The sequence below is a fragment of the Thiohalobacter sp. genome, from assembly GCF_027000115.1.
In the GTDB taxonomy this organism is placed as follows: domain Bacteria; phylum Pseudomonadota; class Gammaproteobacteria; order Thiohalobacterales; family Thiohalobacteraceae; genus JALTON01.
In genome coordinates, this window is record NZ_JALTON010000049.1 from 29,426 (window position 1) to 51,130 (window position 21,705).

A 21,705-nucleotide genomic window follows, 5' to 3' on the forward strand; every position below is an offset into this window, starting at 1 on the left:
AATCCCTGTCTGCCCTCTATGCCGTTGCGGCTGCGTCCGGGGCCTTCCCGCCTGAGTGTAGTCGGCCATTTTCGGGCTGCAAGGGGATCTCGCCACAAGACCGGAAGGACAAGCAGAACGGGCCCCGAAGGACCCGTCGATAGATCAGGGGGATACAGGCGGTTCAGGCGGCGGCTTCTTCGTCGTCCCTGGTAACGATCTGTTTTTCGTAGATGCTGGTGGTCTCGAACGGCCAGTCGCGGATGCCGCCTTCCAGCGAGAGTACGTCGAACTGGTTCTGGGCCAGGATCAGGGTGGCCACGGCGCTGCGGGCGCCGCCATGGCAGTAGACGATGTACTTCTTGTTCCGGTCCAGTTCCTCCATCCGATTGCGCAGCTCGAACAGCGGGATCAGGGTCGCGCCCGGGATGTGGTGGTCGTCGAACTCCTCCGGGTAGCGCACGTCGATCATCTCGTAGCCGGTTTCGAGCATGGTCTTGGCGACGCTGGGGTGGACGGTCTTGATCAGCGGGTTGCTGATCAGCTCCTCGAAGGCGCCCTTGTCCAGCACCAGCACCTCGCCGTCCTCGAGCATCTTCACCGACTCGCTGCGGGTGCTGCCCGAGATCAGGGCCTCGCAGCCGAAGGCATCGCCTTCGCCGATCTCGGCAATCTTGTGCAGTTCGTCATCGTACAGGCCACGCTGGTATACCTCGGCGCGGCCGCGGGTAATGATGTAGTAAGCGTCGCCCTGTTCACCCTGCTGGATGACGTATTCGCCTGCCTTGACCTCGCGGGTCCGCATGCGATGGAACGCGGCCTCGACCGTTTCCAGCGGCAGGCGCCGGAACACCAGCGAGTTGCGCACCCGCTCCAGCAGTTCGGCCACCTCGTCGTTGGTGTCCTCCATCATGTGCACCACTTCGTCCCAGGAGATGAGGTTGTCCAGCAGCTCGCGGTCCGCGTGGCAGATGATGGCGTCCTCGCGGGCCACCAGGGTGCTGCTCTGCGGTGCGGGCGGCAGCAGCACGGGCCGCTTGCGGGTGTCCTCGGGGCCGGCGATGGTCTTGATGGCGCCGGAATAGATGACCTCGAGCCGGCCCTCGACCACGAACAGGTAGTCCTGGTCCTTGCCGCCGGCGATCTGGAAGATCTCGCCGGCGCGCATTTCCACGAAGCGGACGATATTGACCACCTCCCTGATGCGTTCCTCGGACAGCAGGTTGAAGGGCTGGTAGTGCCTGGACAGGCGGTCCAGGATGTGATCCATCTTGGCGCTCATCATGGTCGGGTCCTCCACTGGGTGGTCAGGGCATTCGTCACAGATAGTTCAGCGGGATCTTCAGGTAGGCAACCTGATTGTCCTCGGGGTCCGGCAGGTGGCCGGCGTTGATGTTCACCTGCAGGCTGGGAAACAGCAGGCGCGGTGCCGAGAGGCCCTTGTCGCGCTCGGTGATGCGGGCGACGAAGGTCTCCTCGTCGATGTCGGCGGGCAGATCGACATTGCGCTGTTTCGATTCGCCGATGGTGGTCATGTACTGCAGGTCACGACCGCTGGGGTAGTCGTGGCCGACGAACACCCGGGTGTCGTCGGGCAGGGTATACAGGCGCCGGGTCACGGAACGGTAAAGGTCCCGGGCGCTGCCGCGGGGGAAGTCGCAGCGGGCCACGCCGATGTCCGGGACGAACAGGACGTCGCCGGTGAACAGCATGTCGCCGATGCGGTAGGTCAGGCAGGCAGGCGTATGGCCGGGCGTGTGCATCACCTCCACGGTGAAGCTGCCGGCCTCGAGCCGGTCGCCGTCGGCCAGCAACCGGTCGAACTGGCTGCCGTCGGCGGGAAAATTCTTGAAGTTGAATATCCCGGCGAAGATTTCCTGCACCACGCGGATGTTCTCGCCGATGCAGAACTGCGCGCCCAGGCGCGACTTGAGTTCGCTGGCGCCGCTGAGGTGATCGGCATGCACATGGGTGTCCAGGATCCAGTGCACCTTGAGCTTGTGCTCGCGGATGAAGGCCTCGACCCGCTCGACCGACTCGGTGAAGGTGCGCCAGGGCACGGTGTCGAGATCGAGCACGGGGTCGATGACCACCGCATCGCCGGTGTGCTCGTCATGGACCACGTAGGTCATGGTGAAGGTGCGTCCGTCGTCGAAGAAGGCTTCAACCTGCATTGCGGGGCTTCCTGTCGGCTTGTTCGATGGGGGCTTCGGCTGGTGTCGCGAGCAAGGGTGTTAGCGGCCGCGGACGCGGGCGCTTGAGAGTGAATATCAAGGTATTCTGACACGGTTCGCGGCGGGAATTCCGCAGCGAAGCCTGGTCACGGACAACAAAAAACCCCGCCGGGGCGGGGTTTCGCCGGACCGGTTCGCGGCCGGGTCAGGCGTGCGAGCCGGACATGTCCCAGGCGTAAGTGCAGTCGAGGTGAGTGCGCACCCGGATCAGGCCGGACATGCCGTCCTCCACCATGCACTCGGCGGGCGTGCGGCGGCGCAGGTGCTTGTTGCGCTTGCGCAGCCAGTGCAACCCCATCTGCGGATTGTGCGGGAACATGGTGCGCAGGGCATCGGCGATGCCGAGCAGCTGCTCGATGCGTTCCATGGTGGCCGGGTTGTCGGGCAGGGCCTCGCCCATGTCGCGGTAACGGTTGATGCGCCGCGCCGGGGTGCCCTCGGGCAGCGCCAGGATGCGGACCTGGTCGCTGTTGTCCATGCCCCAGCGGTCGAGGATGTTGATGACCGCCCGGGTCAGGGCCTTGCGTTCTTCGTCGGTAAGATTTTCCAGCATGGTTCTGCTCCTGTGCCGGCCGCGCCGCGGCCGGTATTTCAAATTCGTTGTTCGCCGGCGCTCAGTGTTCCGGCTTGCCGTCCTTGCCGCCGCGCAGGCTGTTCACGTCCAGCTTGACCACCACCTCGCTGCGCGGTTCGTCGATGAACCGCGGGCGCATGTTCATGGGCCGGCCGTGTTCCTCGGCCAGCTCCTGCTCGCGCGAGGCGATCAGCGAGAGGCAGTTGCGGATCAGGTTGACGGTTTCCTCGGTGAGGGGGTGGCGAAAGCCCGGCTTGGCATGGGTATCCTTGGCCACGCTGGTCAGGGTGCGCTTCATCATGCGCAGGATGCGCTCTTCCTTGGTGAGTTCCGGCTGTTCGGACATGCTGTTGACTACCTCATGGAACCGCCGGAGGCCGTTGCCCGGCGTGGTTCTTGATCGAAACGGTCGGATATTATGCCATGTTGGCCCGTCCGTTTCACCCGCTGGTCGCCTCGGCGGCCTGGGCGGCTTCGTCCACGAAGCAATAGGACCAAGGGGTGTCTGTAATAGATTCAATCGGTTGTGTCAATCCCGGGGTGGGGGCGGCCTCGCTTTCATGGATGCCCCAGATTTCCAGGAAGAGGCGGGCGCGGGCGCCCTGGTGACGCCAGCGCCAGGTCTCCGGGGCCGATTGCCCGCCACAGGCCCGGCAGCGACCGCCCGCGTTCAGGACCTGGGCGGCCGGTGCGCTGGCACGGCAGTGCGGGCAGCGCGGCCGCGCCCGGCTGCCCGCGCGCCATACCGGTATCGGAAACAGGGGGCCGAGATGCAGATGACAGAAGCGGCCCAGACGTGCCGCCTCCGCGCGGGCGCCCGGATCGTCCGGCGGGGCCAGCTCCAGGGCCGGCGAACAGCCGACCAGGCTCACCAGCTCCAGGAAGCGGTCGCCGGCCTCGAAGTGACGGCGGCCGTCCAGCTCGAAGGGTGCGCCCAGCAGGCCGAGCTCGCTCAGTGCCGAGCGGAGTCGCGCCTCCAGATCCGGAATCGGCGTTATATCAGTGGGATACAGCAGCAGCTTGGGCGTGCGCATGGCGGTCGTGAACCTCAGCGCCCGCGGCGGGAGAGCAGGCAATCGGCCGCGGCATTGATCTCCTGCAGCCGGCGCGTGTCGCCCCCGCGGTCCGGGTGGTGTTCCATGGCCAGCTTGCGGTAGCGGTGGCGGATGGCCGCCTCGTCGGCATCCGCCGGCAGGCCCAGTACCTTGAGGGCGTCGCCGCGCTGGTCGAAGCGGGCGAACCGGCGCCAGAAACTGTCCAGCAGGCGTTCCACCTCGGCCCGGCCGGTGCGTTCGAGGTTGCCCATATCCAGGTAATAGTCGCGCAGCGGATCGGTGTCGCCGATGCCTTTGCCCGTCTGCTCCCGCCAGGGCAGCAGCTGGATCTGCAACGCAGAGATGCGCAACCGCCCGCGGCCGGCTGCGTGCAGGCGCTCCTGCAAGCGGTAAAGGGCGTTGAACAGCAGGAAATGGATCCGGAACAGAACCTCGGGGTCCTGCAGCGACGGGATCTCGAGATCGCAGTCGGGATGCTCGCGCAACGCCACGATCAGCGCATGTTCGCTGAGCCCGGCGGGATGGGCCTTGAGGATGCGGTACAAAATGTCGGGCAGCAGGCGGGCAGTCATATGATCGGAGGTGTGATGCGGGTCACGGCGTGGCGTTCAACTGGGCACCAGCATAGCCGATAAAGACCTAGCACGCATATTGCACCAAGGCGGAAGCGGGCGGCGGGTCATTTGTTGGGCTGGCGGGCAATAAACCGGATTCCTGCCCCCATGGTCCAGACCCCGGTTTGTGTCCGCCCGCTTCCTGCTGCGGCCCTGGCGGATTTTCGCCCGCCCTCGGGGGCGCTTCACTCAAGCCGTAGCGACGGCTATGGCTTGAGCGCCAGCCCTCCCCGAGCCCGGCTGCAGATCCGCCATCATCCGCAGCCCTTGATGCAACATGCGGGCGAGAGAGGTGAATTCATGGCCGGATCGACCTTTTCACTGTATCGCGACGCCACCCTGTTCGACCGGGCCGCGGCGCGGCTGGCGGCCGCCGTGCGGGGCCGGCTGCCGGCGCGCATTGAGCTGCGCTGGGCGTTGGTGCTGGCCACGGGCGGGCTGCTTCTGCTGCTGTTGGCGGTGTTCCAGTTGCTGTCCGCCTGGCTCGGCGGGCCGGCGGCGACCGCCCATCTGTTCGCCGCGCTCCTGCTTCCCTGGCCCGCTGGGCGACTGCTGGCGGCTGCCGAACAGGCGGCGCGACCGACCCCGCCCTCCCGGCCGGCCCGAGCCGTCCCGCCTCGGCCCCGACTGGCCGGTACCGCCTTCCTGACCGAGGTCCGGCGTGCCGGGGTCAATGTGCGCATCGCGCGGTCCCTGTATGCCGCCGGGGTGCGGTCGCTCGACGACCTGCGCCGTGCCAGCGATGCCGAACTGCTGGCCATCCGCGGCGTCGGCCCGGCCACCGTGCGGCGCCTGCGCGCCCACCTCGACCAGGGCTGAACCCGTCGCGCGGCGGATTGCATCGTCGCCTGCGACGTGCAAAGGTGATTTTCCCGCATCAAGGGAGCGTCACCATGAACGCCGAGCGACCCTACAGCATCCATGCCCTCGAACTGGGGCCCATGGAAAACTTCATCTACCTGATCCAGGACCACGCCAGCGGGCGCGCCGCAGTGGTCGACCCGGCCTGGGAAGTGCCGCAGATCCTGGCCCTGGCTGAACGGCTGGGCGTGCGTATCAGCGACATCCTGCTCACTCACAGCCACCACGACCACATCAACGGCATCGAGGAGGTGCTGGCGGCCTCCGATGCCCAGCTCCACCTGCTGAAGCCCGAGGCCGAGTTCTGGGGGCAGCACCTGGACCTGCCCACGCTGCATCACGGCGGCGACCGCATCCGCGTTGGCGAGACCGAGATCGAAGTGCTGCACACACCGGGGCACACGCCGGGCTCGGCCTGCTATCGGGTCGGCGACGATCTGATTACCGGCGACACCCTGTTCGTCTATGGCTGTGGTCGTTGCGACCTGCGCGGCGGCGATCCCGAGCAGATGTTTCATACCCTCAATGACCTGGTGCACAAGCTGCCGGAAGACACCTGCATCCACCCGGGTCACAACTATTCCGTGGCCGAGGTATCGACCCTGCGCGAACAGATCGAGGGCAACCCCTTCCTCCACTTCGATGACCTGAAGCGCTTCACCCACTACCGGATGCACTACCACGACCGCCATCGCCACGAACCCTACGGGCCGGTGCCGAAGGGGCAGGAGATGGTGGAGGCGTGAGGCGTGAGGAAAGGGTCGCGGGAACCGGACGGCTTGCGGACACTCCTCGCCTAACGCCCGCCGCTCACGTCTCACGCCCGAACCTCCGCGCCACATAGGCCTCGACGATGGCCTGGAAGTCCTCGGCGATGCGCTCGCCCTTGAGGGTGACGTCCTTTTCGCCGTCGATGTAGACCGGGGCCACGGGGCGTTCGCCGGTGCCGGGGAGGCTGATGCCGATGTCGGCGTGGCGGCTTTCGCCGGGGCCGTTGACCACGCAGCCCATCACCGCCACGGTCATGTTTTCCACGCCGGGATAGCGTGTCCGCCAGGCGGGCATCTGCCGGCGCAGATAATCCTGGATGTCGCGTGCGAGCTGCTGGAAATAGGTGCTGGTGGTGCGGCCGCAGCCGGGGCAGGACACCACCGCCGGGGCGAAGGCGCGCAGTTCCATGGCCTGCAGGATCTCCTGTGCGACCCGGACCTCCTCGGTGCGATCGCCGCCGGGCTCGGGGGTGAGCGAGATGCGCAGGGTGTCGCCGATGCCTTCCTGCAGCAGCACGGCCAGGGCCGCCGTGGAGGCGACCACGCCCTTCATGCCCATGCCGGCCTCGGTCAGTCCGAGGTGCAGCGGGTAGTCGCAGCGGCCGGCGAGGTCGCGGTAGACGGCGATCAGGTCCTGAACCCCGCTCATCTTCACCGACAGGATGATGCGGTCGTGGCCGAGACCCAGTGCCTCGGCCTGCTGCGCGCTCTCCAGTGCCGAGGTGATGAGCGCCTCGCGCATCACGGCATCGGCCTCCAGCGGTTCGGGGCGCCGGGCGTTTTCGTCCATCAGCCGCGCCACCACCGACGGGTCGAGGCTGCCCCAGTTGACGCCGATCCGTACCGGCTTGTCGTGGCGGCAGGCCAGCTCGATGATGGTGGCGAACTGTTCGTCGCGCTTGCGACCGCGGCCGACGTTGCCCGGGTTGATGCGGTACTTGGCCAGTGCCTCGGCGCAGGCGGGATGGCGTTCCAGCAGCTTGTGGCCGTTGAAGTGGAAGTCGCCGATCAGGGGTACGCGCAGGCCCACGGCGTCGAGGCGGTCGCGGATGTGTGGTACGGCTGCCGCCGCGGCCTCGCAGTTGACGGTGATGCGCACCAGTTCCGACCCGGCGCGGGCCAGTTCGGCCACCTGGGTCGTGGTGGCCTGGACGTCGGCGGTGTCGGTGTTGGTCATGGACTGCACCGCGATCGGTGCCTCGCCACCGACGGTGACGGGGCCGACCTGAACGGGCACGCTGCGGCGGCGCCGGATGGGGCTCTGGTTCATGGGAACTCTTGGGGCGTTGCCTGGGAATGCGGCCGCATTATCGCAGGCGCCCGGCGCCCGCACCACCAGCCCGGTCAGTCGCCGGCGCCGATTTCCACCGGCCGGGCAGGGTCACTGATCCACTCGCTCCAGGAACCGGGATAGAGGCGGGCACCGCCCAGCCCGGCGTGTTCCAGCGCCAGCAGGGTCTGGCAGGCGGTGACGCCCGAACCGCACATGACGATGCAGCGCGAGGCGTCGTCGCTGCCGAGGATGCGGCCGTACATCTTGCGCAGGACCTCGGGCGGCAGCAGGCAGTCCGACGCATCGAGATTCTTGCGCCAGGGCAGGTTGCGGGCGCCGGGTATGTGGCCGGCCACGGGGTCGATGGGCTCGCGCTCGCCGAGGAAGCGTTCCTCGTCGCGCACGTCCAGCAGGCAGACGCCGTCGTCGTCGAGGCTGTCGCACAGTTGTCGGGCATCCACCGTCAGTGCCTCATCGGGCCGTGGGTGAAAGACCACGGGCGCCGGATCGGGCGGCCGCTCGGTCGACAGCGGCCGGTGTTCGTCGGTCCACTTTTCCAGCCCGCCGTCCAGTACCGCCACTGCCGGGTGACCGAGCCAGCGCAGCAGCCACCACAGCCGGGCCGCGGTGGCCCCGCCCTGGGCGTCGTAGCAGACCACCTGGGTATCGGGACCTATGCCCCAAAGGCCGAAGGTACGCGCCAGGGTTTCGGAATCGGGCAGGGGGTGACGGCCGCTGGTCGACGTGACCGGACCGGACAGGTCGCGTTCCAGATGGGCGTGCAGGGCGCCGGGGATGTGGCCCTGCTGCCAGGCCTCCTCGCCGGCCTCGGGATGCAGCAGGTCGAAGCGACAGTCGATGATGCGCCAGTCCGGGTCCTCGAGGTGTTCGGCGAGGGTGGCGGTGGAAACGATGGTTGAGTGGGTCATCTGGTTGTTCTAGCCCGCATGGGGCGCCAGGGATTCGATTCTCAGGGCGAAGCTGGCAAGGCAGGCTGGGCGATCGCCCGCAGCAGCATGGCCATCGCCATGGTTCAAGGGGGATCGGTCAGGCTGTGAAGCCGGATTCGCCCTGAAATCGAACAGGCACACTATCGTTCCAAATGCAGGCACATTATGGCCTCCCCGGCCTTGTATGCTAGCTTGCGTTCTGCCCTCGCGCGCGCGCCCTGGTGTCCTGTGCGGGCTGGCCTCCCCTGCGGCGGGCGGCCGCGGGTTGCGCGGCGCAATGGGCGGATTTTGCAACGGGCGGGCGCGGGGGTAAAGGCGGATGCGCTTCGGCATCGACCTGGGCGGGACCAAGATCGAACTGGCAGCCATCGAGGATTCGGGGGCCATCCGCTGGCGGCGGCGCGTGCCCACGCCCCGGGGCGACTACGAGGCCACCCTGCGGGCGATGGCGGCGCTGGTGGCCGAGGCCGAGGCGGAACTGGGTGCGCGTGCCAGCGTGGGCGTGGCCACGCCGGGTTCGCTGTCACCGCGAACCGGCCGCCTGCGCAACAGCAATTCGGTGTGCCTGAACGGCCGTCCGCTGGGCGAGGATCTGGCGGCGCTGCTGGATCGTCCGGTGCGGCTGGCCAACGATGCCAACTGTCTGGCGCTGTCGGAGGCCCGAGACGGGGCCGCGGCCGGCGCTGGCACGGTGTTCGCCGCCATCCTCGGCACGGGCACCGGCGCCGGCATTGCCGTCGATGGCACCATCCTGAGCGGCGCCAACGGCATCGCCGGCGAGTGGGGGCACAATCCGCTGCCCTGGCCCGGGCCCGGGGAGACACCCGGGCCGAGCTGCTGGTGCGGGCTGCAGGGCTGCATCGAGACCTTTCTGTCCGGTCCCGGCTGGCTGGCGCGCGAGCAGGCGGCGGGGCTGGATTACGCCAGCCCGGAGGCCATGGTTGCGGCCGCGGCGCGGGGTGACGCGAACGGGGAGGCCGCGCTGGACCGCTATGCCGACCGGTTGGCCCGTGCGTTGGCCCAGGTCATCAACCTGCTGGATCCGGACGTGATCGTGCTCGGCGGCGGCCTGGGTCGCATCACCGCTCTGTACGAAAGAGTGCCCGCGCGCTGGGCACGCTGGATCTTTTCCGATCGCGTCATTACCCGGCTGGTGCCGCCCCGGCACGGGGACTCCAGCGGGGTGCGCGGGGCGGCCTGGCTGTGGGCCCCCGGCGAGTGGCCGGGCTGAGCCGCAGCGGGCGTCTCCAACCACCGGTGACAGCGGGTATACTTGGCGGCCCGTGTGATTCATAATTCCTGATTGCTTTGATCGGGAATGGGGCAGTGTCCCCGCGAGCAACCGGAGCCGAGATATGACACCCAGGGCCAGCCGTTTCGTCGATCTGCCCGATCCCTTCGCGATGCGCCGGGGTGGCGTGCTGCGGGGCGCGCGGCTGGCCTACGAGACCTGGGGCGAGCTGGCCCCGGCGCGCGACAACGTGGTGGTGCTGTTCACCGGCCTGTCGCCCTCGGCGCACGCGGCCTCCAGCGAGGCGGATCCGACGCCCGGCTGGTGGGAATTCATGATCGGCCCGGGGCGCCCGATCGACACCGACCGCTATCACGTCATCTGTTTCAATTCCCTGGGCAGCTGCTTCGGCTCCACCGGCCCGGCCTCCATCGATCCCGCCACCGGCCGCCGCTACGGCATGCGCTTTCCGGAACTCACCATCGAGGACATCGCCGCCGCCGCGCATGCCGCGCTGGCGGCGCTCGGCCTGCCCCGGGTCGACACCGTGATCGGCGCCTCGCTGGGCGGGATGACGGCGCTGGCCTTCGCGGTCCAGTTTCCCGAGGCCCTGGACCGGCTGGTGACCATCTCCTCGGCCGCCCACGCCCTGCCCACGGCGCTGGCCATCCGCTCGCTGCAGCGCGAGGTGATCCGCAACGATCCTGCCTGGATGAACGGCGATTACGAGACCGAACCGGTCGAGGGCATGCGCGTGGCGCGCAAGATCGGGCTGCTGTCCTACCGCTCGGCCGTCGAGTGGAACCAGCGCTTCGGTCGCGAGCGGGTGCCGGGCGCGGAGGAACGGCCACCGTTCGGCATCGAGTTCCAGGTCGAGTCCTACCTGGAGGTCAATGCGCGAAAATTCATCGGCACCTTTGATGCAAACTGCTATCTCTATCTTTCTCGCGCCATGGACTGGTTCGATCTGGCCGAGCATGGCGGTACGCTCAACGCCGCCATGGCGCGCCTGGCCACGCGCGACAACCTGGTGGTGGGTGTGGAAACCGATTTCCTGTTTCCGCTCGCCCAGCAGGAGGAGATTGCCGACGCCATGCGCGAGGCCGGCCTGCGGGTCGAATTCGCCGCGCTGCCCTCGCTGCAGGGCCATGACGCCTTCCTCTGCGACCAGGCCCGCTTCAGCGACGCGATCGGCCGCTTTCTCAAGCGCGAGGCGCGCGCCAGTGGCCGCGTGAACCGCCTGGTCGGCCTGTGACGCAGACGAGCGGGGCCACCGAGGTCCGGATTGGCGGAACCTCGGTGCATGGTGACATCGATGTGCAAGAGCTGTCATGAGAAGAAGCAAGCGCGTCTATCCCGGAATCCACAATGACGAATTCGGCGGCATGACGGACATCGGCAAGATGATCCGCGATGCCTGGGTGTTCGGCATCCTCCCCGAGACCCAGACCTGCGAGGGTTGGGAGTACAGTCGGCTGGAGGCACTGTATGACCAGGTATTCTCCGCCTGGGAGCCCTACGGCCATCTCGTCAGCCGCCTGCCCGACGAACTCCGCGAGCGGCACCGGCGCATCCACGATGAGGCGCTGGCCCGTGCCCGCGAACTGGGCTGGGACGCCGAGCCCCGAGACGACGACTGAAGCGCCGGGTTAACAGCGGGGTCGGTCTCAAACACAACGTCGCCAAGGCCTGCTCGAACATCGACGTGCGCTCAAGCAGCGCCACGACAACATCGTCCCGCTGTTCGCCGGCTGATTCCCGGAGTCATTCCCCGTGCTGGAGTGCGTCGCCGACGGCATCCGCCAGATGGCGGATCTGCCCTTTGCCGGGCTGGGTGCCGTGGGCACGTTTGCCGGTTTGACAGGTTGCCGGATCGGGATCGGTTTCAGCCGCGCTGGTAGGTGCCCATGAGTACGGCCTCCTCGATGATGCGCGAGGCCATGGCCAGCTCGAGTTCCGCCTTGGTCGGTTCGTTCAGATCCGGCAGCAGGGCGTCGAGCGCATACAGCTTGAAGAAGTAGCGATGGCGCCCGATGGGCGGGCAGGGGCCGCCATAACCGGTGCTGTTCCAGTCATTGAGGCCTTCGAGGGTTCCCGGGGGCAGGGCGGTGACGCCTTCCGGCAGCGCCCGGCAGTCCGGCGGCAGGTTGTAGAGGATCCAGTGCACCCAGGTCATGCGCGGGGCCGCGGGATCGGGCGCGTCCGGGTCGTCGACGATGAGCACGAAGCTCCGGGTGCCTTCCGGCACCTCGTCCCAGGCCAGGGGCGGTGAAACGTCGTCGCTGTCGCAGGTATGGCGGCGGGGGATCTCGCCGCCATGGACAAAGACGGGGGAATGCAGGGTCAGTGGCATGCAGTGCTCCTTGGCGCGGGTCCGGCGTCCGTCCTAAGCTTAGACGACTTTCTGTCGTTCGATCGATCGGAACCGGACAAGGGAGAAGACATGTCGGCAACGATGCAAGCCATGATCATCCGGCGCTTCGGACCGCCGGAGGTGTTCGAGCGGGCCGAACTGCCGCGACCGGAAGCGGGCCCGGGGGAAGTTCTGATCCGGGTGGCGGCCTCAAGCGTCAATCCGGTGGACGCCAAGATCCGTCGTGGCGAGGTGCCGGTCGGCCCGGAATTTCCGGCCGTGCTGCATGCCGATGTCGCGGGCGTGGTGGCGTCGGTCGGTGAAGGTGTCGAGGATTTCGCGCCCGGCGACGAGGTTTATGGCTGTGCCGGCGGCGTGCGCGGTCTGCCGGGGGCGCTGGCGCAGTACATGGTCGCCGACGCGAGACTGGTCGCGCCCGCACCGCGCAGCCTGCCGCTGGTCGAGAGCGCCGCGTTGCCGCTGGTGTCGATCACGGCCTGGGAGGCGCTGGTGGAACGCGGTGCGGTGCAGTCGGGCGAGAACATCCTGGTGCATGGTGGCACCGGCGGCGTTGGCCACGTTGCGGTCCAGCTCGGCAAGTGGCGGGGCGCGCGGGTGGTCGCCACCTGCGGCAGCGACATCAAGCAGGCGCAGGCCCGGGCGCTGGGCGCGGATGCGGCACTCGATTACACCGCCAGCACCCCGGCGGACTGGGTCGAGCGCCAGACCGATGGCGTCGGCTTCGACCTGGTGTTCGATACCGTCGGGGGACAGGTGCTCGCCGACGCCATTTCCGCCATTCGCATCAAGGGTCGGGTGGTGACCATCAGCGGCCGGTCCACCCTGGATATCAAGCCGCTGTTCCAGAAGGGGGCGAGCCTGCACACGGTGTTCATGCTCCTGCCCATGCTCACCGGCATGGGCCGCGAGGCGCACGGTGCCATCCTGCGCGAGATCGCCGGGCTGGTCGATGCGGGTCGGCTGCGTCCGCTGCTGGATGCGCAACGCTTCGGTTTCTCGCAGGTGGCCGATGCCCATGCCCGGCTGGAGTCCGGGCAGGCGACGGGCAAGATCCTGCTGGTGAACGATCTCTGATCGGGGAGCGGAACGCACAAGGCGGGCCTCGGCCCGCCTTGGGCAATATGCGGGCGGGTTTCAGCCGCGGCGTCGCGCCACGCCGGCCAGCAGGCCGAGGCCACTGGCGAACAGCCACACGGCGGCCGGTACCGGCACGGCCTGGACCTCCCAGCCCACGTCGCGCAGCCCGGCCCAGTCCAGTTCGGTGAAGCGCTTGCGCTCACCGGCCGCGATACTGGGGGTCATGGCGGGCTCGCCCTCGCCCGGGCTGAGGGTGCCCGTCGCCCAGTGGCCCAGGTCGCTGCTCAGGGGCACGGCCCCGCCGTAGACGCTGATGCTGTTGCTGCAGGTGAAGTCCCCGCTCGCGCTCACGCAACTGTCCCAGGAGGGCGCGGTGCCCAGGCCAAGCACATGGCCGAGTTCATGCAGTGCCACGCTGAAGAAGTCGAAGCCGGAGAAGCTCTCGTCGGTGGTGACGTCGTCGTCGAAATACCAGCTCGTGGCGTTGTCGAAGGTAATGGCGCCGCCCCAGCGCGAAAAGTCGGTGGGCGGCGAATCGTCGACACCGGCCTGGCCGCGGGTTCGCGCATTGTCCAGGAAGGTTGTAGTGCCGCGGGCGCTCCAGCCGCCCGGTCCACCCGCACCGAGCGTGGTGCCCCCGAGCGACCGGGCGCCGACATAGACAACGATGGTATTGGCGGCGACATCATAGTTGCCGAGCCTGACTTCGGTGCCCGTGCCCGGGTCGTCGAAGATGGCGGTGAAGTCGTTGATGCCTTGGCTGTCGATCGCGGTCAACTGGTCATTGAGGCGGTTGCCGAGATAGCTGGCGGCGGCTTCCATGACCGCCTGCTGGGTGGGGCCGAAGAAGCCACTGTCGTAGCTGTAGTCGATCTGGATGGTCAGTGCCGAGGCGGGCGCGGCAGCGACCAGCAGCATGCCAGCCAGAAGGCTGGAACGAACGCGGCGGTGACAGGCCATGAAGCGATTCTCCTTGATTGGTGTGATGTTTGTCTGAATACCGAGTTCGGGCGAGGCGCGGGTCAATGCAAGTTGGATGCCTGATCTCGTCTCCCTGCGGGCAATCAGCAGGTTACCCGCTGCTGGGGTCGCTGCTGTCGAGCGATGCAAGGAAACCCGACGCGGGTGTCGACCTCTTGGCAGCGGCTTTTTACGCTTTCCATACCGGTATTTCAAGGGATGATGATGGTCGGGCACACCGGCAGCGATTCAGGCCCTGTTAGCTGTCTCGACATCACTCCGAGCGCAGCGCTTCGATGGGGTCCAGCCGCGCCGCCCGTCGCGCCGGCAGGATACCGGCGGCCAGCCCGATCAGGGTGGAACCGGCCAGCGCCGCGATCACGTAGGGCCAGGCCGGGTGCAGCGGCAGGCTGGGCAGCAGCTGGCCGAGCAGCAGGGCGCCGCCGAGGCCGAGCCCGAGCCCGAGCAGGCCGCCGAGGGTGGCCAGCAAAGCCGATTCGCCCAGGAACAGCAGCAGGATGTCCCGCCGGGTGCTGCCCAGCGCCCGCAGCAGGCCGACCTCGGCGGTGCGCTCGCTGACGGCGATGGTCATGATGGTGAGAATCCCCACCGAGCCGACGGCGAGCGAGATGCCGCCGAGACCGGCCACGGCCAGGGTCAGCACGTCGAGGACCGAGCCCAGCACCTCGAGCATCTGTTTCTGGGTGGTGATGGTGACATCGTCGCGGCCGTGGCGGGCGCTGATCAGGCGGCGGATACCGGCCACCAGCTCGTCCTCGTCGGTGCCCGGCTGGTAGAGCACGTCGATCTCCATCACGCCGGTACGATTGAACAGCTCCAGTGCGCGGGCGGTGGGCAGGTAGAGGGTGTCGTCCAGATCGAAGCCCAGCATGGTGCCCTTGGGGCGCATGACGCCGATGATCCGGAAGCGATGGCCGGCCACCCGCACCTGGGCGCCGAGCGGGCTGCGGTTGCCGAACAGTTCCCGCTTCAGCCGGCTGCCGAGCACGGCCTGGGTGCGCGCCGCGTGGGGGTCGCCGTCCTCGAGGAAGCGGCCGGCGGCGACCTCGAAGCGGAAGGCCTCCGGAAATTCGGGGCCGACGCCATAGACCATGGTGCGGCGCTTGCGGCCGTTGCCGCGCACCTCGGCGTTGCCCCACAGGGCCGGCACTACGGCGCGCACAGCGGGCAGGCGCTCCAGCGCAAGGGCATCGTCGAGGGTGAGCGGGCGCGGGCTGCCGAAGATGCCGATGGAGGCGCCATGGGTCTGGGCCTTGCCGGGGTTGATGGCCACGATGTGGGTGCCGAACTGGGTGAACTCGGCGACCACGAAGCGGTGTATGCCCTCGCCGACAGCGGTCAGTAGCACCACGGCAGCGATGCCGATGGCGATGCCCAGCGCGGTGAGCCGGCTGCGACCGCGGGCGGCGCGCACGCTGGAAAAGGTGAGCTGCAGCAGGTCGCGGGTGCGCATCTCAGTGCCTCGCCAGCGCCTGGATGGGATCGAGGCGCGCCGCCTGCCGCGCCGGCAGCCAGCCGAACAGCAGCCCGGTGCACAGGGCGATGCCGAGGCTGCCGGCCAGCGCCCAGGCCGGCGCGCCACCGGCCAGGGCCGGTGCCAGCCGGCCCAGGACCCAGCTCCCGGCCAGGCCCAGCAAGAGGCCCAGCAGCGCGCCGGTCAGTGCCAGCAGGGCCGCTTCGGCCAGGAACAGGAGGGAGACCATGCGCCCCGAGGCACCGATGGCACGCAGCAGGCCGATCTCGGTGGTGCGCTGGGCGACCGCGATCAGCATCACGTTCATCACCAGTATCCCCGCGACGCCCAGACTGATGGCGGCGATGCCGGCGACGGTGAGGGTGAGCGCACGAAAGATGTCGTCGAAGGCGCCGAGCACCGCGTCCTGGGTAATGACCGTGAAGTCCTCCTCGCCCTGGTGGCGTTCGGTGAGGGTGCGGCGCACGAAGGCCTTGAGCGTCTCCATGTCTTCCCGGCTGCGGGCCTCGATCAGGATGCGGAACAGGGAGCGGGTGTCGTAGAGCTGCTGGGCGCTGGCCACCGGCACGATCACCAGCTCCTCAACGTCCACGCCGATGGAACGCCCCTCGGGCGCGAGGACGCCGATCACCCGGCAGCGCCGGTCGGCGACCCGCAGCCACCGGCCCAGGGCCGGCTGGGCGCCGAACAGCTCGTGGCGCACCCTGGCGCCCAGTACGCACACCGGGCTGGCGAGGCCGGGGTCGCCGGCCGGCAGGAAGCGGCCTTGCGCCAGGGGCCAGTGCCGGATTGCGAGCAGCTCGGCGGTCGAGCCCAGCACTGGCGCCTCCCGTTCCAGCCCGCCGGCGGCGACCAGCGCGGAGCCCACCACCACCGGGGCCACGCGCCGCACCGCCGCATGGCGGGTCAGGGCCAGGGCGTCGTCCAGGGTGAGATCGCGGGGGGTGGCGCCCATGGCCATGGCGACGCCGGCACCGCCGGTCTCGTTGCGGCCGGGCACGACGATCAGCAGGTGGCTGCCCAGCGAGGCGAACTGGCCGATCACGTACTGGCGCGCGCCTTCACCCAGCGCGGTCAGCAGGATGACCGCGGCCACCCCGATGGCCATGGCCAGCACCATGAGCGCGCTGCGCAGGCGGAAACCGCGCAGGGCGCCGGCCGCATAGCGGCCCAGGTCAGTCGCGCGCAGCATCCGTCCCGGCCCGCAGGTCGCTTACCAGACGGCCGTCGCGCAGCTTCAGCCGGCGACCGGCGCGATTGCCCAGTTCCGGGTCGTGAGTGACGACGATCAGGGTCACCCCCTCGCGGTTGAGCGCTTCCAGCACGGCGACGATGTCGTGGCCGGAGGCGCGGTCGAGGTTGCCGGTGGGCTCGTCGGCCAGCAGCAGGCCGGGGCGCATGATGGTGGCCCGCGCGATGGCCACGCGCTGGCGCTGGCCGCCGGAGAGCTGGTCCGGGCGGTGATCGGCGCGGTCGCTCATGCCCACCGCCGCCAGTGCGCGCGCCACGCTTTCGCGGCGTTCGGCGGGGTCCACGCCTTCCAGGATCAACGGCAGCTCGACGTTCTCGGCCGCGGTCATGCGCGGCACCAGGTGAAAGAACTGGAACACGAAGCCGATGTGCCGGCGCTGCACCTCGGCCAGCGCCTTGTCGTCGAGGGCGGTGACGTCGCGGCCGTCGAGGCGGTAGCGGCCGGCGGTGGGACGGTCGAGCAGGCCGATCAGGTGCAGCAGGGTCGACTTGCCGGAGCCCGAGGGGCCCATCACCGAGACGTATTCGCCGTCCTCGATGCGCAGGTCGATGCCATCGAGGGCGCGCACCTCCTGGTCGCCGACCCGGTAGTGGCGATGGATGCCCTCCAGCTCGATCACGGGCCGGTCGGCTCCGATTCCGGCTGCACGCGGGCGCCGTCGACCACGCCTTCGCGGTCGATGGAAGTGGCCACGCGCTCGCCGGCCTCTAGCCCCTCCAGCACCTCGGTCCACTGCCAGTTGGCGATGCCGGTCTTCACGGTGCGTGCGTGCAGGGTGCCGCTGTCGGCGTCGTAGACCAGGACCTTCGGACCCTCCAGCAGCGCCTCGGTGGGTACCCGCAGGCTGTCCTCGTGGCGCTCGAGCAGGATCTCGACATCGGCGCTGTAGCCGGGCTTGAGATCGTCGGTCACGCCGGGGACATCGAAGTCGGCCTCGATCTCCACCGTGCGCGCCTCGCGTTCGCGGTCCCGGACGTAGGGTGCCACCCGGCGCACCTTGCCGGGGAAACTGCGCTTCGGAAAGGCGTCGAGATGGATGCGCACCGGTTGCCCGGGCTGCACGCGCGGGGCATCGACCTCGTCCAGCGGCGCGCTGACATACAGGCAGCAGCCGTCGATCAGATCGACCGCCGGCGGCGTGGCCACGCCGACCGGCGAGGGGGTGACGAACTCGCTCAGCTCGCCGTTGATCTCGGCGACGATGCCCGGGAAGGGCGCCAGCAGCCGGGTGCGGGCCACCGCGGCCTCGGCCACCTGCAACCGGGCCGCGGCCACCTCGCGTTCGCCCCGGGCCGCGGCGCAACGAGCCCGGGCCGCGCGCGCCTGGCCCGCGGCCTGGTCGCGCCGTTCCTCGGCGGCCGCCTTCTGCCGGTACAGGCGCTCGATGCGGCGAGCGTCGCGCTCGGCCACCTCGGCCAGCACGCAGGCCTCCTCGGCGCGCGCACCGGCGGCGGCGAGCTGCTGCTCGGCGAGCGTGCGTTCAGCCTTGAGGTCCTGGTTCCAGAGTTCGAGCAGCAGCTCGCCCTGTTCGACGCGGTCGCCCTCGCGCACCGCCAGGGTCTGGATCTGGCCGCCCACCGGCAGCGACAGCCGCGCCCGGCGGCAGGCCTTGACGGTGCCGGCGCGGGTGTTGGCGACGGTGGCCTCCACCGCGCCTCGATCGACGGTCGCCAGCCGCACCGGTACAGGCTCCGGGCGCGTGGCGGCGTAGAGCGTCACGCCGGCGGCGGCGACGAGCAGCAGTGCGATCAGGCCCTTGCGAGGTGTCGGTATGTCGGTCGGTTCCCTGTCCGCTATGCGGGCATTACACGGGCTGGCAGCGGTGCGGTCAAACCCGCATCAGTGCCGCAGCAGCCGGCCCCAGCGCCAGAGGTTGAGCAGACTGGCCAGCGAGGCAGCGACATAGGTGAGGGCCGCCGCGCGCAGGATGCTGCGGGCGGCCGGGCGGTCCGGCGGCGGCAGGTAACGCCCCGCCTCCAGCAGCGGCAGGGCGCGCCGGAAGCTGGCATCCAGCTCCACGGGCAGGGTCACCAGATGCACCAGCGCCGAGGCCCCGAAGGCGGCCAGGGCGCCGGCCAGCGTCAGCCAGCCGGCGACCGGGGTGCGGGTGACCAGGCCGATCAGGGGCGCGGCGACGAACAGCAGGTTGCCCAGCATCTGCGCGCCTTGCGCCAGACCGACCAGGCGCTGGCGCAGCCGGAACCAGCCGTCGCCCTGGGCATGCTGCAGGGCATGGCCGACCTCGTGGGCGGCCACGACCACGGCAGTGAGCGAGCGGCCGTTGTGGTGTTCCGGGGACAGCGCCACCTGTCGCGTGCGCGGGTCGTAGTGATCGCCGGCCTCGGTGGTCACCACCTGCACGTCCCCGAGGTCGAGCCGGTCGAGCAGGTGGCGGGCGAACTGGCCGCCGGTGCCCGGGAAGTCGTCCCGTGGCCGGGCGTGGCGGCGCAGCACCCATTGCACCCAGAGCTGCGGCCCGAACAGCAGCATCAGCAGGGCCAGGATACCCAGGGTCAGCGGCATGGCGGGGCGAGGACCGGCGGGGCGCCGGCCGGCGAACTATAATCGAGGCACAGGGCAGTCATTCCGGAGGGCAGGCTCATGACCATGTCTGGCACGCTCTATCGCTATCTCGCCGATCAGGAGGTCACCTTCGACCTGGTGACCCATCCCCGCAGTGCCACCAGCCTGGAAACGGCCCGTCTCGCGCACGTTCCCGCCGACTGCGTCGCCAAGCCGGTGCTGCTCGAGGACGAGCAAGGCTATCTGATGGCCGTCATCCCCGCCAGTCACCGCCTCGATCTGGGCGAGCTGGACCGACAGCTCAATCGCCATCTCGAGTTCGCGCCGGAGGCCGAGATCGCCGGTCTGTTCGAGGACTGCGAGCCCGGCGCCATGCCGCCGGTGGGTGCGCCCTGGGGTATCCCCGAGGTCGTGGACGACCGGCTGGCCGAACAGGCCGAGGTCTGGTTCGAGGCCGGTGACCACGAGCAGCTGGTGCACATGAATGGCGAAACCTTCGCCCAGGTCATGGGCGACGCGCGCTTCGGCCGTTTCAGCGAGCACCTCTGAATCGGTTCAGGCGTCTGAATCGGTTCGGGTGTCCGTCGGACGGGCCACCGGGCGGCCGATGGCGTAGTAGGTGAAGCCCAGCGAGGCCAGCCGCGCCGGGTCGTAGAGGTTGCGCCCGTCGAAGATCACCGGCTCGCGCAGGCGGGCGCGGATCTGGTCGAAGACCGGGCTGCGGAACTCCTGCCACTCGGTGATGACGGTGAGCGCGTCGGCGCCCTCCAGTGCGTCCGTCGCCGATTCGGCCAGCCTCAGGTCTTCCCGCTCGCCATAGATGCGGCGGCACTCGTCCATGGCCACCGGGTCGTAGGCCTGCACCCGGGCGCCCGCCGCCCACAGTGCCTCCATCAGCACGCGACTCGACGCCTCGCGCATGTCGTCGGTGTTGGGTTTGAATGCCAGGCCCCAGAGCGCGATGGTTTTGTCGCGAACGTCGCCGAAATGCTGTGAAATCTTGTCGAAGAGCACCCTTTTCTGGCGATCATTCACGGACTCCACCGCGCTCAGCAGTTGCGCCTCGTAGTCGATGTCGCGGGCGATGCGTTCCAGGGCCTTGACGTCCTTGGGGAAGCAGGAGCCGCCGTAGCCGGCCCCCGGATAGATGAACTGGTAGCCGATGCGGGGGTCCGAGCCGATGCCGACCCGCACCTGTTCGATGTCGGCGCCGAGGCGTTCTGCCATGTTCGACAGCTCGTTCATGAAGCTGATCTTGGTCGCCAGCATGGCATTGGCCGCATACTTGGTCAGCTCCGCGGAGCGGATGTCCATGGCCAGCAGCCGGTCGTGGTTGCGGTTGAAGGGGGCGTAGAGCGCGCGCATCAGCTCGGTGGTGCGCGGATTGTCGGTGCCGACGATGATCCGGTCCGGCTTCATGAAGTCGCCGATGGCTGCGCCTTCCTTGAGGAATTCAGGATTGGACACCACATCGAAGTCGCGCTGAACGCCGCGGTCGGCGAGCGTAGTGGCGATGGCCTCGCGCACCCGGTCGGCGGTCCCTACCGGCACCGTCGACTTGTTAACGATCACGCGGTAGTCCTCCAGGTGGCTGCCGATGGTCCGCGCCACCGCGAGCACGTGCTGCAGGTCGGCCGAGCCGTCCTCGTCCGGGGGCGTGCCCACGGCAATGAACTGGAACAGTCCGTGCGCCACGCCTTCGGCCGGGTCCAGGGTGAAACGGAGCCGGCCGGCGCGGCCGTTGTCCTGTACCATGCGATCCAGTCCCGGCTCGTAGATGGGCACCCGGCCCTGGTTGAGCATCTCGATCTTGGCGGGATCCACGTCCACGCACAGGACCTCGTTGCCGACCTCGGCGAGGCAGGCGCCGGTGACCAGGCCGACGTAGCCGGAACCGTAGATGGTGACCTTCATGGCTTCCCCTGTCCTGAATGGCGATCCCGGCCTCGGGCAAAATGCCCTGCCCGGCAGTCACTTGGCGTGCTGTCCGGGCCGGGCCGAGGACGCCATGCTACCAGAACGGAACTGCCGGGCGCAGGGGTGACCGCATTGCGGCTGCTGGAGTTGACACGGGGCAGGCGCTCACCCAAAATACGCTGCTTCGCTTGGGGAGGGGTTCCCGAGTGGCCAAAGGGGGCAGACTGTAAATCTGCTGGCTCCGCCTTCGGAGGTTCGAATCCTCCCCCCTCCACCATACAGGTTGCGAAGCGGTCGGCTGATGGCCGGCAGCGAACGGAAGTGCTTCCCCGGATATGGGGGAGGATTTGAACCGAGAGAGGTTCGACAGGCCGCGTAGCGGCCTGAACGACGCGCGCAGCGCGGCGGCCCGGAGGGCGGAAGGCCGAAGGCCTGGAGTAATCCTCCCCCCTCCACCATACAGGTTGCGAAGCGGTCGGCTGATGGCCGGCAGCGAACGGAAGTGCTTCCCCGGATATGGGGGAGGATTTGAACCGAGAGAGGTTCGACAGGCCGCGTAGCGGCCT

Annotated in this window: 23 protein-coding genes, 1 tRNA gene and 1 other RNA gene; 9 read left to right on the forward strand and 16 right to left on the reverse strand. The window is 68.9% G+C overall.

The window, feature by feature from the left end; translation table 11 throughout:
* Positions 1-163: 163 nt before the first annotated feature.
* The 6 genes from MVF76_RS08990 to MVF76_RS09015 all read right to left on the reverse strand — a co-directional run bounded on the left by MVF76_RS08990 (position 164) and on the right by MVF76_RS09015 (position 4,414).
* Complete coding sequence (locus MVF76_RS08990; RefSeq protein ID WP_297528477.1) at positions 164-1,264, reverse strand: cyclic nucleotide-binding domain-containing protein; 1,101 nt, start codon at positions 1,262-1,264, stop codon at positions 164-166.
* Positions 1,265-1,298: 34 nt separating this feature from the next.
* Positions 1,299-2,153: an MBL fold metallo-hydrolase gene (locus MVF76_RS08995; protein WP_297528478.1), complete on the reverse strand. Its 855-nt coding sequence runs from the start codon at positions 2,151-2,153 to the stop codon at positions 1,299-1,301.
* Between the two features lie 205 nt (positions 2,154-2,358).
* Positions 2,359-2,766 carry an antitoxin Xre/MbcA/ParS toxin-binding domain-containing protein gene (locus MVF76_RS09000; RefSeq protein ID WP_297528479.1) on the reverse strand — a complete coding sequence of 136 codons (408 nt, stop codon included), beginning with the start codon at positions 2,764-2,766 and terminating at the stop codon, positions 2,359-2,361.
* A 61-nt stretch (positions 2,767-2,827) separates the two neighbouring features.
* A complete protein-coding gene (locus tag MVF76_RS09005) occupies positions 2,828-3,133 on the reverse strand; it encodes a segregation and condensation protein A (protein WP_297528480.1) in 306 nt (101 codons plus the stop codon).
* 94 nt (positions 3,134-3,227) lie between these two features.
* Positions 3,228-3,821: a hypothetical protein gene (locus MVF76_RS09010; protein WP_297528481.1), complete on the reverse strand. Its 594-nt coding sequence runs from the start codon at positions 3,819-3,821 to the stop codon at positions 3,228-3,230.
* A 14-nt stretch (positions 3,822-3,835) separates the two neighbouring features.
* The gene (locus tag MVF76_RS09015) at positions 3,836-4,414 is read right to left on the reverse strand and encodes a DNA-J related domain-containing protein (protein ID WP_297528482.1); all 579 of its coding nucleotides are present in this window, start codon (positions 4,412-4,414) and stop codon (positions 3,836-3,838) included.
* 342 nt (positions 4,415-4,756) lie between these two features.
* Here MVF76_RS09015 and MVF76_RS09020 point away from each other — a divergent pair, with 342 nt between their 5' ends.
* Together MVF76_RS09020 and MVF76_RS09025 are read left to right on the forward strand one after the other, a co-directional pair.
* Positions 4,757-5,275: a helix-hairpin-helix domain-containing protein gene (locus MVF76_RS09020; RefSeq protein ID WP_297528483.1), complete on the forward strand. Its 519-nt coding sequence runs from the start codon at positions 4,757-4,759 to the stop codon at positions 5,273-5,275.
* 74 nt (positions 5,276-5,349) lie between these two features.
* A complete protein-coding gene (locus MVF76_RS09025) occupies positions 5,350-6,063 on the forward strand; it encodes an MBL fold metallo-hydrolase (RefSeq protein ID WP_297528484.1) in 714 nt (237 codons plus the stop codon).
* Positions 6,064-6,127: 64 nt separating this feature from the next.
* Here the strand turns inward: MVF76_RS09025 and ispG are convergent, their stop codons facing one another.
* Both ispG and MVF76_RS09035 read right to left on the reverse strand, forming a co-directional pair.
* Positions 6,128-7,357: a flavodoxin-dependent (E)-4-hydroxy-3-methylbut-2-enyl-diphosphate synthase gene (ispG, locus tag MVF76_RS09030; RefSeq protein WP_297528485.1), complete on the reverse strand. Its 1,230-nt coding sequence runs from the start codon at positions 7,355-7,357 to the stop codon at positions 6,128-6,130.
* Positions 7,358-7,431: 74 nt separating this feature from the next.
* Positions 7,432-8,289 carry a sulfurtransferase gene (locus tag MVF76_RS09035; RefSeq protein WP_297528486.1) on the reverse strand — a complete coding sequence of 286 codons (858 nt, stop codon included), beginning with the start codon at positions 8,287-8,289 and terminating at the stop codon, positions 7,432-7,434.
* Between the two features lie 340 nt (positions 8,290-8,629).
* Between MVF76_RS09035 and MVF76_RS09040 the strand changes: the two genes are divergently transcribed.
* From MVF76_RS09040 to MVF76_RS09050, 3 genes are all read left to right on the forward strand, one after another.
* Positions 8,630-9,541, forward strand: coding sequence for an ROK family protein (locus tag MVF76_RS09040; protein ID WP_297528487.1), 912 nt, complete (start codon positions 8,630-8,632; stop codon positions 9,539-9,541).
* Positions 9,542-9,665: 124 nt separating this feature from the next.
* Positions 9,666-10,796 (forward strand): homoserine O-acetyltransferase MetX, encoded by a 1,131-nt coding sequence (metX, locus tag MVF76_RS09045; RefSeq protein ID WP_297528488.1) that lies wholly within the window; start codon positions 9,666-9,668, stop codon positions 10,794-10,796.
* A gap of 76 nt (positions 10,797-10,872) precedes the next feature.
* Complete coding sequence (locus MVF76_RS09050) at positions 10,873-11,181, forward strand: hypothetical protein (RefSeq protein ID WP_297528489.1); 309 nt, start codon at positions 10,873-10,875, stop codon at positions 11,179-11,181.
* 245 nt (positions 11,182-11,426) lie between these two features.
* Here MVF76_RS09050 and MVF76_RS09055 read toward each other — a convergent pair whose 3' ends face one another.
* Positions 11,427-11,894, reverse strand: a complete 468-nt coding sequence (locus tag MVF76_RS09055) for a YbhB/YbcL family Raf kinase inhibitor-like protein (protein WP_297528490.1) — start codon at positions 11,892-11,894, stop codon at positions 11,427-11,429.
* 90 nt (positions 11,895-11,984) lie between these two features.
* On the opposite strand from MVF76_RS09055, the gene MVF76_RS09060 reads away from it, so the two are divergent.
* Positions 11,985-12,989, forward strand: a complete 1,005-nt coding sequence (locus MVF76_RS09060; RefSeq protein WP_297528491.1) for a zinc-dependent alcohol dehydrogenase family protein — start codon at positions 11,985-11,987, stop codon at positions 12,987-12,989.
* 60 nt (positions 12,990-13,049) lie between these two features.
* On the opposite strand, the gene MVF76_RS09065 is transcribed toward MVF76_RS09060, so the two are convergent.
* The 6 genes from MVF76_RS09065 to MVF76_RS09090 all read right to left on the reverse strand — a co-directional run bounded on the left by MVF76_RS09065 (position 13,050) and on the right by MVF76_RS09090 (position 19,222).
* Positions 13,050-13,952, reverse strand: a complete 903-nt coding sequence (locus tag MVF76_RS09065; RefSeq protein WP_297528492.1) for a matrixin family metalloprotease — start codon at positions 13,950-13,952, stop codon at positions 13,050-13,052.
* A gap of 274 nt (positions 13,953-14,226) precedes the next feature.
* Positions 14,227-15,426 carry an ABC transporter permease gene (locus MVF76_RS09070; protein WP_297528493.1) on the reverse strand — a complete coding sequence of 400 codons (1,200 nt, stop codon included), beginning with the start codon at positions 15,424-15,426 and terminating at the stop codon, positions 14,227-14,229.
* Position 15,427: 1 nt separating this feature from the next.
* Positions 15,428-16,639, reverse strand: a complete 1,212-nt coding sequence (locus MVF76_RS09075) for an ABC transporter permease (RefSeq protein WP_297528494.1) — start codon at positions 16,637-16,639, stop codon at positions 15,428-15,430.
* Entirely contained in the window at positions 16,623-17,318 is a 696-nt protein-coding gene (locus MVF76_RS09080) for an ABC transporter ATP-binding protein (RefSeq protein ID WP_297528495.1), read from the reverse strand. Before MVF76_RS09080 ends, MVF76_RS09075 begins: the two co-directional genes overlap by 17 nt.
* Positions 17,315-18,379: an efflux RND transporter periplasmic adaptor subunit gene (locus MVF76_RS09085; protein WP_297528496.1), complete on the reverse strand. Its 1,065-nt coding sequence runs from the start codon at positions 18,377-18,379 to the stop codon at positions 17,315-17,317. The genes MVF76_RS09080 and MVF76_RS09085 overlap by 4 nt, the downstream gene beginning before the upstream one ends.
* Positions 18,380-18,538: 159 nt before the next feature.
* Entirely contained in the window at positions 18,539-19,222 is a 684-nt protein-coding gene (locus MVF76_RS09090; RefSeq protein ID WP_297528497.1) for a zinc metallopeptidase, read from the reverse strand.
* 78 nt (positions 19,223-19,300) lie between these two features.
* Between MVF76_RS09090 and MVF76_RS09095 the strand changes: the two genes are divergently transcribed.
* Positions 19,301-19,771: an aminoacyl-tRNA deacylase gene (locus MVF76_RS09095; RefSeq protein ID WP_297528498.1), complete on the forward strand. Its 471-nt coding sequence runs from the start codon at positions 19,301-19,303 to the stop codon at positions 19,769-19,771.
* A 6-nt stretch (positions 19,772-19,777) separates the two neighbouring features.
* Here MVF76_RS09095 and MVF76_RS09100 read toward each other — a convergent pair whose 3' ends face one another.
* A complete protein-coding gene (locus tag MVF76_RS09100) occupies positions 19,778-21,136 on the reverse strand; it encodes a UDP-glucose dehydrogenase family protein (RefSeq protein ID WP_297528499.1) in 1,359 nt (452 codons plus the stop codon).
* Positions 21,137-21,331: 195 nt separating this feature from the next.
* On the opposite strand from MVF76_RS09100, the gene MVF76_RS09105 reads away from it, so the two are divergent.
* Positions 21,332-21,416: transfer RNA gene (locus MVF76_RS09105), tRNA-Tyr, on the forward strand.
* 47 nt (positions 21,417-21,463) lie between these two features.
* Positions 21,464-21,597: non-coding RNA, RtT sRNA (locus tag MVF76_RS09110), on the forward strand.
* Positions 21,598-21,705 lie beyond the last annotated feature (108 nt).